The 13,582-nt window shown below is 43.8% G+C and carries 9 protein-coding genes; 2 read left to right on the plus strand and 7 right to left on the minus strand.

The window, feature by feature from the left end:
* Positions 1–266: 266 nt before the first annotated feature.
* From RID53_RS32885 to RID53_RS32895, 3 genes are all read right to left on the minus strand, one after another.
* On the minus strand, positions 267–809 hold the full coding sequence (locus tag RID53_RS32885) for an REP-associated tyrosine transposase (protein ID WP_446392095.1): 543 nt from the start codon (positions 807–809) through the stop codon (positions 267–269).
* Positions 810–1,003: 194 nt separating this feature from the next.
* Positions 1,004–3,235, minus strand: coding sequence for a tetratricopeptide repeat protein (locus tag RID53_RS32890; protein ID WP_446392096.1), 2,232 nt, complete (start codon positions 3,233–3,235; stop codon positions 1,004–1,006).
* 5 nt (positions 3,236–3,240) lie between these two features.
* A complete protein-coding gene (locus RID53_RS32895; RefSeq protein ID WP_446392097.1) occupies positions 3,241–4,572 on the minus strand; it encodes an ATP-binding protein in 1,332 nt (443 codons plus the stop codon).
* A 455-nt stretch (positions 4,573–5,027) separates the two neighbouring features.
* Here RID53_RS32895 and RID53_RS32900 point away from each other — a divergent pair, with 455 nt between their 5' ends.
* Positions 5,028–5,543 (plus strand): DUF29 domain-containing protein, encoded by a 516-nt coding sequence (locus RID53_RS32900; protein WP_446392098.1) that lies wholly within the window; start codon positions 5,028–5,030, stop codon positions 5,541–5,543.
* 488 nt (positions 5,544–6,031) lie between these two features.
* On the plus strand, positions 6,032–9,496 hold the full coding sequence (locus tag RID53_RS32905; protein ID WP_446392099.1) for a GAF domain-containing protein: 3,465 nt from the start codon (positions 6,032–6,034) through the stop codon (positions 9,494–9,496).
* A 178-nt stretch (positions 9,497–9,674) separates the two neighbouring features.
* Here the strand turns inward: RID53_RS32905 and RID53_RS32910 are convergent, their stop codons facing one another.
* From RID53_RS32910 to modA, 4 genes are all read right to left on the minus strand, one after another.
* The gene (locus RID53_RS32910) at positions 9,675–9,893 is read right to left on the minus strand and encodes a Nif11-like leader peptide family natural product precursor (protein WP_006098795.1); all 219 of its coding nucleotides are present in this window, start codon (positions 9,891–9,893) and stop codon (positions 9,675–9,677) included.
* 316 nt (positions 9,894–10,209) lie between these two features.
* Complete coding sequence (locus RID53_RS32915) at positions 10,210–10,437, minus strand: hypothetical protein (protein WP_446392100.1); 228 nt, start codon at positions 10,435–10,437, stop codon at positions 10,210–10,212.
* A gap of 115 nt (positions 10,438–10,552) precedes the next feature.
* On the minus strand, positions 10,553–12,415 hold the full coding sequence (modB, locus tag RID53_RS32920) for a molybdate ABC transporter permease subunit (protein WP_446392101.1): 1,863 nt from the start codon (positions 12,413–12,415) through the stop codon (positions 10,553–10,555).
* A 338-nt stretch (positions 12,416–12,753) separates the two neighbouring features.
* Positions 12,754–13,557, minus strand: coding sequence for a molybdate ABC transporter substrate-binding protein (gene modA / locus RID53_RS32925; protein WP_446392102.1), 804 nt, complete (start codon positions 13,555–13,557; stop codon positions 12,754–12,756).
* Positions 13,558–13,582: the final 25 nt, after the last annotated feature.

Below are 13,582 nucleotides of genomic sequence, written 5' to 3' on the forward strand. Positions count from 1 at the left end.
TGACTACAATTGTCTCACAGATTTTTCCCCAAGACTATTAAGAAAATCTTAAATATACATGGGTACGATTTGAGGGGGCTAAATTGCTAAAATGCTTATGCAGTAGGGGTTCAGTCCCCTGTAGTACATCTGGACGGGGGGGAACTTCAGTTTAGAGGATAGCTTTTATCCGGGTTAACCGAGAGAGTTGATCAATGAATTGGAGAGATAAACCGACTCCTAATTATAATTACCGTAGGTGGGGAAAACGCAAGGAAACCCAACATCTACTCCCGTCCCACATCAACGCCAAATTTTACCGCTTCCTCTGCACCCCAATCCGCCGCATAAATACCATCTCTAACATAATAGTGAAAACTTGAATACGCCCAATCTTTTGGTGCTTTTACTAAACGGTGATGAACAGGGTTGTAATGAATATATTCAACATGATGAAGAAAATCCGTTTCATCTCGGATTTGATGCTCCCAAAATCGACGTTGCCATACAGCTTGTTCTCCCTTACTCAACCGGGATAACGAACATTGCTGCTTATAGGAGTCTAGGCAAAGACGAGTAAATTCACTTTTAATCAATCGCCAACGAGTAGAAAAATTAGCATCGTCTGGTGGTAATGTCCAAAGGGAATGAAGATGATCGGGGAGTACCACCATTGCATCAATGTTAAAGGGATGATTTTGTTTAACATGACGGAAGACTTGACGCAGTAGTTCAACCGCTTCTGCGTGATGGAAAATTTTTTGACGCTGATAGGTGATGACAGTAAAAAAGTAGGTGACTCCAGGTGTCCTAGATCGACGATATCGCATGGTTCAGGATCTGAGACTTTTACTACAATATAAGATAATATGCCATCTTTGTAGCCATCTTTGTAGGTTGGGTTGAGGAACGTAGGCGAAGCCTTCTCGAAGAGTAACCCAACGCCCCAACGCCAGTTATCTTTGTAGGTTGGGTTGAGGAACGTAGGCGAAGCCTTCTCGAAGAGTAACCCAACACCAGTGGGCTAGTCTGTTGGGTTTCGCTGTCGCTCAACCCAACCTACTTGTACTATCAACGCTTGAAACCGCTGATCTTCCCGAATGCTGTCAAAATCTGAGTCAGTTTTAGCCATTTCTCGGTATTTGTCAGGATTCAACTTGATAGCTTGCTGCAAGTTCTCGATTACCAAGTCAACATTACCCTGCAAAGCATAACAGCGGGCTTTGCCGTACCAAGCATAGTGGTAGTCGGGTTTAAATTTTAGGGCTTTTTCATAACTGGCGATCGCTTCCTCATATCTTTTCAAATGATATAGCGCAATACCCCGTAAGCACCAGGTCTGATGATTATCAGGTTGAATTTCTAGGGCTTTGTTGTAGCTAGCGAGCGCTTCCTGATGTCTTCCAAAGTCATATAGCGCATTACCTCGACTATACCAGGCATTGTGGTTATCAGGTTGGATTTCTAGAGCTTTTTCGTAGCTTGTGATCGCTTCCTCATATCTTTTCAAATGATATAGCGCAATACCCCGGGCGCACCAGGTATCCTGATGATCAGGTTGAATTTCTAGAGCTTTCTCGAAGCTAGTGAACGCCTCCTCAGATTTTCCTAAATTAGATAGCGCAATACCTCGATAATACCAGACATCGTGGTTGTCAGGTTTGATATCTAGGGCTTTTTCGTAGCTAGCGAGCGCTTTCTCATATCTTTTCAAGAAACATAGCACCATACCCCGGAAAAACCAGGCATAATAATTGTCAGGTTGAATTTCTAGGGCTTTGTCGAAGCTAGTGATCACTTCCTCATATCTTTCCAGCAAAGATAACGCATTACCCCGAAGATTCCAGGTATGATGATTGTTAGGTTGAATTTCTAGGGCTTTGTTGTAGCTAGCGAGCGCTTCCTCATATCTTCCCAAGTTATCCAGTGCAAGACCTCGACACTTCCAAACATCGTGGTCATCGGCTTTAATTTTTAGGGCTTTGTCGTAGCTAGCGATTGCGCCCTCATATCTTGCCAGCAAAGATAACGCATTACCCCGAAGATACCAGGCATCATAATTATCAGGTTTCATTTCTAAGACTTTATCGCAGCTAGTGATCACTTCCTCATATCTTTCCAGCAAAGATAGCACAATGCCTCGCTTATACCAGGCATAATAATTGTAAGGTTTGATTTCTAGGGCGTTGTCGTAGCTAGCGAGCGCTTCCTCATATCTTTTCAAATCAGATAGCGTAATACCCCGAAAGTACCAGGCATCATAATTATCAGGTTGGATTTCTAAGGCTTTGTTGTAGCTGGCTAGAGCAGCTTCGTACCTTGCCAAATAAGATAACGTTATCCCCCGCATCCACCAAATGTAGGAATTTTTAGGTTCGAGTTCTAATAATTGGTCGAAGCTAGCCAATGCCTCCTGAAAATCATTACCAATCAAAAAGATCAACCCCTGTAACATTATTGTACTAGGGTTTGGAGCGAGGTTTTTGTAACTATTTTCCAGATGGTATTGGAGTATTTTTTGGTAGTCTTTTAATGGCTTTTTAAATTCATTAATAGTCAAACAAAGACTAATTTGTGTAGTCAATAAAGCCGCTTTAATGTTGAATTCATGATTACTTGTTTTAATTATTTCTTGGATTTCAAATATTTTTTCTTTTCGTTCTGAGGTAGCCAGTCTTAAAATCTCTTCAGAGTTTATTTTAGAAATAATCCGGTTTACTTCTTGCTCAACTAAGTCTGAATTCGTCGGAAATTCCCACACTCCAGAACGCCAATCAAAAAAATCTGGAGCGCGACGGATAAAGTATTTAAGAGCGTACAATGGCAGAAGAAAAACAAAACAAATCGGGAAATCATCGCGGAATCGTTCTCGCTGAAGGTTCAAATGACCTAAAATGCGAGGTACAGTGTCTTCCTTATAGTAGTCACCTTCTCCCCCAATCCCAGGCTTGATATAGTCCACCAACGATTTTTCAAGTCCCTTGATAAACAAAATATCAATCTTGTCTTTATTCGGGAGATTGTCAATAATTTCGTAGAGATTATCAATAGGTTCGTCTAAGGATAAAACATCAACTGTTTTCTGGGGAATATCCTTTCGTACTCTGGCAATCAACCGTTCCCCTTGGGCGGGAGAACAGCGGACAAACAGCAAGCCAAATCCTCGGCGCCGCTTTAAGGCACGCCGTAGCGGTTGATAGTCTTCCCCTAAATCAAGAGGAAAATCATCAATAAAATTGGCTGGGATTGGCTTCATCGGGATTAGGCTGATTCTCCTTTCTTCATTGTATCAAGCGCCTCTCGAAATTCATCAATTTCTTTAATCAATGGGTGGGCATCATGCCAACGCTTGATTTCTCCCCTTTCATCGACATGGCGATATTCTAACAAACAGCGGTTAAATAATAAATTGCGATAATCAAGATCGTTAGGAATGCTTTTTGATGCCGAAACTTCGGCTAACTTCTGCCAGTCTTCTGCATCTACTGCATTACGATAGTTATTACGGGCTTTGGTAATCGCTCGTTGTACGGCATTGTTAGTAATGGGTAAATCATCTGTCCAGTCGAGTGCTGTTTGCATCAACTGCATTACTTCCCGCACATGACCCCCACTCGCCAAACACAATCGCTCAATGGTTTCAGATTTATCAAAAATTTCGGTATCCAGGGACGCATCAGGGGCAAATTGACCGACTCGCTTACCTATCAGTTCTTTGAGTGTTTTTAATCCAGGTTTATAAACTGAGTCATCGGTATTTCGCACCATAATCATCGGTAAAACTTGGCAGTCTCCGTAGTTATCTCGCACTTGGGTGGCTCGATTCGAGTACACTAATGAAATGGGTACAGTATAGATAACATGACACTGTAACGCCCTGAGTTGTCCACATCGATCTAAAAATATCTCATCATGATTGCTGCGTCCATCAGCGCGAGTTACGGGTACAATTCGGTCGAGGTTGTCGGCGATTACAGCCAGTTTCGAGTCGGTTAATTGGGTCTTCGCTTCCGTGATAAATTCATTTAAGGCATCAATTAGAGAAATTGAATGGATATCAACTTGCTTGCGGATGGTTTCTCGTGTACTGGGAACAGCTTTTAATGTTGCTGTTAGTTTAGCAAATTGGGAGATTGTCGTCTCTAAACTCACACTGTCCAGAGACACTTCGGTCAAGGCTAAATCCTTCAGAGATTGCCATCGCCCTTTCAACCACTCTTGCAAGGGTTGGGGACTCGCCAGATTTTTGAGTTCTTCCAAAATATGCCGGGTACAAGCGAGGAGAATATCAGTGTATTGGGCATCTTCCGAGTCAATATCTTCCTGATCTGCCGCAAAGTAAACGACAAAAAAACCTTTTTCTTCCAGATGCTTTTTGAGACGTTTGAGTTCCGTTGATTTACCTACCCCTCGATGTCCCGTGTAAAGTTGACAAGTGGGTTGTTTCGAGCGGATAATTTTCTTGCCCAACTCGCGAAAAATATTCTCATCTCCGCGTACTTGATGACAGTCCACATAAACCGGATCATCGGGTTCTAACGGTTGAAATGGATCGAAGGCGTTGTAAATATTGGTAATTAACTCCTCGCTCACCAGCTTCCTCACTTATCGTTGCAGGGTACTATCGTTGATCATAGCTTTTGGCTGTATGAGGTAAGACAACATTCTGCTAATTTACAGAAGTTTACAGGAGTTTGCAGGGGGTGCATGTCAACGTAAGTAGGTTGGGCTCTTGGAACGTAGGCTCTTGCCTTATGGTCAGAGTAACCCAACTCCCTTGGTTAACTTGAACATTTTATGCTGTCCCTGACATGCTTTTTTTGCAGGAGTTGCGATCGCGCCAGATTGATACACCTCAAGTTGAGAATGTGGTATACAGCTTTTCTGGGTGCAAGACGAGATGCCCCTAATAGGCTTGTCTATGGTGTTGGGTTTCCTTGCGTTTTCCCAACCTACTTCACTAATCGAAGTTTGCAGGAGTTGCGATCGCGCCTACATAGAACAGTTCTACTACTATTATAGAGAGACGTTGAGGTGGGAAAATCGTGATGCCAGTGCCAGAAACGAATCAACAGACAGCAATACCTACACCCAACCTCTACGAAACCGATTTTTATGCTTGGACGCAGGAACAAGCATCGTTACTCCGCCAACAGCAGTGGAATCAGCTTGATTTGGGCAATCTGATTGAGGAGATTGAATCCTTGGGGAAACAGCAACGCCAGGAATTGCGAAATCGGTTGAGGGTGCTGATTGGACATTTGTTGAAATGGGAGTACCAACCGCAACGCCGGAGTCGGAGTTTACTGGCGACGATTCGCGTACAGCGCCGTGATGCGCTAGAGTTGCTCAAAGACAACCCAAGTCTAAAGCCTTACCTTGAGGATGCACTGGTTTTAGCTTACGAGAACGGTAGAGATCTGGCAATGGGAGAAACTGACTTGCCAGAACAAACCTTTCCCCAGACGTGTCCCTACAGTTTGGCGGAAATTTTAGAGGATAGCTTTTATCCGGGTGAACCGAGTGAGTTGGTAAATGAATGGGAGGGAGAAAACGAATCATAATAATAATTACTGTAGGTTTTGAAAACACCAGTCAATCCAACAGACCCCTCATTATATAAATATAAGAGAGGAATTCTATGATTATAGATAGTGTTGAAATTAAAGGTTTTTGGGGAACGGAAAAAGCATCGGCTATTATTAACCAAATTGAAACAAAAAGCATTAAATGTTGCTAAAGAAACTGTGAAGCTACTTTAGCAAGATTCGGCACGTTGACTTGTTCTATTTTAAACCGACTTCACTAATTTACAGCCGTTTACAAGAGTTGCGATCACACCAGATTGATATAGCTGAAGTGGTGGAATGTGTTGTATAGGTTTTCTGGGCGCAAGCCTTGCGCCCCTACAAGGTCACTAAACGAATATTAGAATGGATTGAAACTCTTATCCAGTCGTCTTTAGACGACTTGAGCTTTTAGCCTTGGGTTTAAACCCAAGGCGGTTTAATTCAAATCCCTAATCTGGTGTCTTCTACCTATTGCAGCCCTCATGAGTAAAGCCCAACCTATCACCTCCCCCTACAAAGTTGGGGGTCATCTCCCACTCAACGCCCCTAGCTATGTGGTGCGACAGGCGGATACGGAACTCTATCAGGGGTTGAAGGCGGGTGAGTTTTGTTATGTTCTTAATTCCCGCCAGATGGGTAAAACCAGTTTGCGGGTGCGGGTGATGCATAAACTGCAAGGGGAGGGTTTTGCTTGTGCGGCGATTGATTTGACTAAAATCGGTTCCCAGGATATCACCGCCGATCAGTGGTATGCGGGGATGATGAGACGCTTGGTGACGAGTTTTCCGGCGCTGCGGGGGTTTAACTTAAGGGCGTGGCTACGCGATCGCGAATATCTACCCCCTATCCAACGCTTGAGTGAGTTTATCGAACAAGTGCTGCTGGAGTCTATCCCCCAAAGGGTGGTCATTTTTATTGATGAAATTGATAGTATCCTCAGTTTAAACTTTCGCACCGATGATTTTTTTGCGGTGCTGCGGGCTTGTAATGAATATGATCGGCTGACGTTTGCTTTGTTTGGAGTGGCGACGCCAGCGGATTTAATTCAAGATAAGAAACGGACGCCGTTTAATTTAGGTCGTGCGATTGAATTGCATGGGTTTAAGTTAGCTGAAGCCCAACCTTTAGCCGCTGGATTAGCTAATAAATCTAGCCAAGCCCAAAGGATTTTAGCCGCTATTTTAGACTGGACAGGGGGACAACCCTTTCTCACTCAAAAACTCTGTCATTTAATTATCAATAGCGACTCCTCCCCGACTCCTGGAAACGAAGAGGAATGGGTAGCACAGATTGTCCAACAGCGTATCCTGGAAAACTGGGAAGCCACCGATGAACCGCCTCATCTAAAAACCATTCGCGATCGCCTGTTCCGAATTGGACAGCGAAATCGGGGACTCTTGGGGCTTTATCAGCAAATTTTACAACAGGGGGAGGTTCACGCCTGCGATAGTTCTGAACAACGGGAATTATGTTTATCTGGAGTGGCAATTAAGCAGGGGGGAAAACTGCGTGTCTGTAATCGTATCTATGCCGCCATTTTTAATTACAGTTGGGTGAACAAAGCTTTAGCCGATTTGCAGGCTAGCTTTGAGCAAATTGTTACTCAGCAAGAACAAAAACTGCTGTCCATGCTGAGTTTTATGGAAGGCAAGGATTTTGCCGATATCCTCCATGAAATTTTAGGCTCAGTTACCCTAAAAATGGGAGAAGCTTTGAGCGTGGATCGGACGACGATTATCTTTATTGATGATCAGCAAAATCAGATTTGGTCGATTATTGCCCGGAATGAAGGGAAAACCTTTCCCGATATTCAAATCCTTACCAATAAAGAAACAGAAGCCCGATTGACCAACTTTAAGAAATTTAGTGAGATTCCCTTTAACTTTCGCCAAGAGAACCCAGACACCATTCCCGATAAACTCAATCAAGCCAATGGCTATGCGATTTACAATGAATTAGTTTATCCCATCGCCAATCAACAGCAGAACTTGATTGCGGTGATTCAACTAATCAATAAACTGAAACGGTTTAACAATCCCCAAGCGCCTCTATCGGAACGCATTGACCAACAAGGGTTTACCCTCACCGATCAACGCCAGTTAGATGAATATGCGCCAACTATTTTACGCATTTTAGAGCGATGCCAATACTGTTATAAATTAACCCAACGGTTACAAGCCGCTGAAGCCCTCACCGAAGCTACACATTCTCTGTCTCACAGTAGTTTAAATTCCGAAGAAATCTTGGGACGAGTCATGGATGCGGCGAAGAAACTGATGAATGCCGATCGCAGTACCCTCTGGTTATTAGATGCAGATAAGCAGCAGTTGTGGACAAAGATTCCTTTTGAAGATGGTTCGGTGCGAGAACTGCGAGTCCATGTTGGGCAAGGGTTTGCCGGGAAAGTTGCCCAAACGCAAGAACCGTTAAATATTCCCTTTGATTTGTACGATCATCCTGATTCAACCACCGCCAAAGAAACCGATCAAAAAACAGGTTATCGCACCTGTAGTTTACTCTGTATGCCTGTTTTTAGTCCCGATGGTGAACTCCTCGGTATCACCCAGTTAGTGAATAAACGCAAACCGGGGGAATTTCCTGATTATAACCCCGCCGATTGGCCCCAAGCGCCGGAATGTTTTCAGGCAAGTTTTGATGCTAATAGTCAAAAATATATGCAGATTTTTAACTCTCAGGCGGGGGTAGCGTTGCAAAATGCTCAGAAGTTTGAGCGCATAAAGCAAAAGGCGGATAGTCACCAGCAAAATGTCGTCAGTCAAACCCTAGCGATGCTGAATACGGTGATGGATAATCAGGGGTTTGATGATATTCTGGATGGTACGTTGCGATCGATTACGTTGAAGACGGGTAAATCCTTATCTGCCGATCGCACGACGATTTTTTTACTCGATGAAGAAAAGAAGGAATTTTGGTCAATTGTTGCTGAAGATGAGGGGAGTGGTTCCCTAGAAATTCGCATGAGTGCGGATAAAGGAATTGTTGGCGAAGTCGCCCGGTTCAAGCAAACGATTAATATTCCTTTTGACTTCTATGATGATCCGCGATCGCAGATGGCAAAGGAACAGGATAAAAGAACCGGATATCGGACGTATACCATGTTAGCAATTCCTCTTTTAAATGACCAAGGGGAGTTAGTCGCTGTTGTTCAGTTACTCAACAAATTAAAGCGGGTAGCTAATCCTACAGCAGCTTTATCGGAACGCATCGATAAACAAGGATTTAGCCGCACCGATGAAGAACGATTTGCCGAAAATGCCCCTTTAATTCAAATGATTCTAGAAAGCTTCCGTTCCTATCATAAAACAGCACGCGGACAACGAGTCGCGGCGGCATTAATGGCAGCAGCCCGTTGTGTACAAGGTTCTCTAGAGATGGAAGATATTTTACAACGAGTGATGGGGGCGGCTAAACAACTATTAAATGCTGATCGTAGTACCTTATGGTTAGTTAACCGTTTAGCCGGGGAATTGTGGACAAAAATTCGCTTTGACGAGGGTGAACTCCGAGAATTGCGTATACCAATTGGACAAGGGTATGCGGGTCAAGTGGCGATGACGGGGGAACCGTTGAATATTCCCTTTGATTTGTATGATCATTTTAATTCGGAAACAGCAAAGCAAACGGATCAAAAGACAGGGTATCGTACTTGTAGTTTACTCTGTATGCCTGTCTTTAGTCCCGATGGAGATTTGCTGGGGGTGACACAATTAGTGAATAAGCGTAAACCGGGCGAGTTGTGGGAATTTGAGACTCATGGGTTTTCCCAAGCCGCCCCGGAGTATTTCCAAACCAGTTTTGATGACAGTGATCAGAAATACATGCAAATTTTCAATAATCAAGTTGGCGTTATCCTGCAAAATGCCGAACTTTTAGCCGCACTCAAGCGACAGGAAGAAAGTTTGCGAGGTAATGTAAGTGGACGGTAGGAAGATGAGGGAGATGGGGGAGATGGGGAACAATGTAGAGACGTGCCATGGCACGTCTGGAAGATGGGGAAGATGAGAGAACTTTCCTTGTCTGTGTAATCAGTGTCAATAAGCTCTCACCTCCCTACCCCTATCTCTCCAATAAATCCGTGAAATCAGTGTTTTGACGAATGACAACCTACCACCAAATCAAACGTCGAGGTGGAAAGCCTGACTCTTCCCACGAGTCTCCGGCTTCTTTCAAAACAGCATCCAAGTCAGCGACGGTAAACTCGTAACCATCAGTAGCCGCCAGTTCCACAAACTCTTCCTTGGTTTTGAGGGCGTCGTATTTAGCTCGCAATTTTTTATCTTTTCCGCCTGCTTCGAGTAAATTGATCACATTGTCTTGAGACATCGTTGCTAACCTCTCTTAGAAACCTGGGTAATACCAATTCGTCAGACATTACACTTGATCTACCCCACCCACCACCTCACCTGACTAAGGGAAGGTTAGGAGGCGTGACTATTCTGCCAAAGAAATAGGATGAGATAGTTCAACTGATGAATAGTATCTCAGCCTCTCTTGTGGTTTTTTGTATTTAAATTATCTTTTTGAGACTATTATTTTCTGAGAAATATTGCAATTTATTGCTATAAAATTAAACTTGTTTACAATCAATTACATTGAGGCAGAGTAATGCAAACAAGCGTCTCAAAAAATAACCGAACCACTACTCAGGCTGAATCACTTCAAAGTCAGATTCATCCAGAGACAACATCAGAGGAACGTCATTCGGATTCATTAAATTTTGTTCTAAGCGAACTATCCAACGTCCTGACTCTTCACGACCTTGGATAATCCCCTGAATACCCGCAGCATATTCAGGGCGGATAACCCGAATTAAGGTTCCTACCTTGAGCATTAGCCAAATAGTATCTACTTTACCTTCCCTAAACATGAGGGATGTTCTCTGATTTTAACCTAATTTTAACCATTTCTTATACATAAGAATACTTAATGGGTCAAGTTTGTAGATCCCGGTTTTTGTCAAGGTTTCCGGACATAATCGTCAGTTATTGTTCCATCAAAATCAGTCGCAATGGGTCTAAACGAACGTACCAGGGAAAGGGGCGGTCTTTAAGATTTGCCCATTTTTCCTTGTAAACCTCAACTTGTAGGTGGTAGTCTTGGGCGTGACCTGGAGGCTGATGCAGTCTAATATATAAAGTTGTCCGGTGTTGCGTCTCACTGGTCATCACCAGCCAGCAGGGAAAGGTATTCTCTCCATCGGGATGCTGGGGAAAGGTGAAGTGGTGGGCGCGAATTCCTACATACGTTAATTTGTTAGGAATTGGTTCAACCACCTGAAGCGTACAGCCCCAGTCTAGCGCCTCAATTGTTTGGGGTTCAATCATCCGGGCGGAGGAAAAGTTTTTACATTCAGTAACCTGGGCGACTTCAAAGCTAGGAGGACGTTCAAAGATAGTCTCTTTGGTATCATTAGCAATCACGTTTCCCTGGGAAAGAATCAGTAAATTCTGGCAAATTCGATAAGCTTCTTCTAGCTTATGGGTGACAAATAGCGTCACGCCTTCATACGTGGAAAGCGTTTCACTCAACAGCCTTTCAATCCGGCTGCGTAAATAGGTATCCAGGGCGGAAAGGGGTTCATCTAAGAGTAAGGCTTCTGGATGAATTGCCAAAGCCCTAGCTAAAGCAACTCGCTGTTGCTGTCCGCCGGAAATTTGCTCAGGATAGCGGTTTTCTAAGCCTTGCAGTTGCATCATCTCCATATATTTGGCAATGCGCTGTCTGCGTTCCAGTTTGGGCAAATTTTGCAGCCCAAAGCCGATATTTTGGGCAATGGTTAAATGAGGAAATAGGGCATAATTTTGAAACACAAAACCAATCCGGCGTTGACGACTGGGAATATTAATCCCCCGTTGCGAATCAAATAAAACTCGTCCATTGAGAACAATTCGCCCTTGGTTGGGTGAGTCTAATCCCGCAATGCAGCGCAGTGTCATACTTTTACCGGAACCGGATGTGCCTAAGAGTCCTAAAGGTTTTCCCTTGGCTTCTAATTGGGCGTCTAAGGTAAATCCAGGTAATTGCTTTTTTAGGTTAACAAAAAGTCCTTTATTGCCATATCTGATCCCTCTGTAGTCCGTCCTTTTATATCTCCCTCTTGTCCCCCTTTTTAAATCCCCCTCCCGTTCCCCTTCAAAAGGGGGAAGCCAGGAGAACCAATGCGCGATCGCGTGCCACTTGGCGAAGTGCTGTGTTCCTGACCAGTAGTTGATTGCGGCGATTACCACGAGTGCGATCGCCACCATCAGCAACACCCAGTTTAACGCCTCCCCCATCTTACCTGCTTCTGCGGCAAAGAAGATCGCGATCGGCATGGTTTGAGTTTTGCCGGGAATACTACCTGCTAACATTAATGTGGCACCAAATTCTCCTAAAGCCCTGGCAAAGGCTAAAATGGTTCCCGAAACCACACCAGGTAATGCCAAGGGTAATAGAATCTGCCAAAAAATCCGCCATTCTGATGCCCCTAATGTCCGAGCGCAATGAATCAAATCCTTGTCAATTTGTTTAAAGGCACTCAGTACCGTTTTATACATTAAAGGAAACGCCACAACTGTAGCTGCGATTACCGTTGCTGACCAGGAAAATATTATAGTAATTCCTAGGTGCTTTAACAGTTGTCCCACAGGACTATTTCTGCCCAAAAGCAGCAGTAGCAGAAAACCGATAACTGTTGGTGGGAGTACCAGGGGGAGAGTAAAAAACCCATCAATTAATCCTTTTGCTTTACCGCGATAGCCATACATCCATCGGGCGGCGGCAATTCCCACTAAGAAAGCGAAGATTGTAGCGACAAATGCGGTTTTTAGCGAAATCCACAGTGGAGATAAATCTGAATAGGGCATTCTATTCGTCCAGTAATCGAATTATGGCGAGAAGGTTGGGGGATAGTTCGATTGATAATATCTCAGCTTTTCCTAGGGTTTTCTGTAGTTTAACTATCTTTTTTATATATTAGGTTCGTAGTAGGGAACCTTAGCCTATAAACCTAACCTATAAACTCGCCTCGATTAAACGGTGAAATGGCAGGATTATTTTTTTAACGCAGAGGTACGCAGAGGTAAGCGCAGAGGTACGCAGAGGGAGTTGGCGGTTGGGGAAGGACATTTACAATAGTAGGGTGCGTTAGTGAAACGTAACGCACCATTGCTCAGTTTGATAGGTATTTTAATCCTTTCAATTGTTAATCGCTAGCCAAGCTAAAACCATACTCTTCAAACACAGCTTTAGCGGGTTCAGTTGAGAGAAACTGCACAAATTCTTTTGCTGAATCCGGATTTTTACTCTCTTTTAATACCGCAACAGGATAAATAATTGGTGCGTGAGACGTTTCTGATGCTGTAGCGACAACTTTGACATTATCTGATACGTTAGCATCCGTGGCATAGACTAAACCTGCCTCAACATTCCCGGTTTCTACATAAGAGAGGACTTGGCGCACATCTTTGGCGAAAACCAGTTTATCTTGGATGGGTTTATATAAATTCAGTGAAGTTAGGACTTCTTTCCCATATTGTCCAGCGGGTACACTTTCGGGATCGCCAATTGCCACTTTGCTCACTTTATCAGTCGTTAATCCTTTGAAATTAGAAATATCGGTTTTATCCTTTGGTGTAACCAGAACAATTGAATTTTTCAATAAGTCTTTGCGTGTATCCGTTAACAGTAAGTCTTTCTCTTGCAAAGCGTTCATCTGTTTTGGCGCGGCGGACAGAAAGACATCCACAGGCGCTCCCTGTTCGATTTGCTGTTGCAGAGAACCGGAAGACCCAAAGTTATAGGTAATGGTAACGTGAGCTTGTTCTTGAGTATACAGGGGCGCGATCGCTTTCATGGCATCCTGTAAGCTAGCCGCTGCTGATACCGTGAGTTCTACTGATTCGGGTGGCGTAGCGGAAGGGTTCGGAGGTGTCCCTTGAGAACAACCCACAACGATTAGGAATGTCGCAACCATCCATGCCATTGAGAAAACACGTCGTTTTTTCATTTCCCTGTTGCCTCAGCTAATGACT

It is taken from the genome of Coleofasciculus sp. B1-GNL1-01, from assembly GCF_040220235.1.
Classification (GTDB): Bacteria; Cyanobacteriota; Cyanobacteriia; order Cyanobacteriales; family Coleofasciculaceae; genus Coleofasciculus.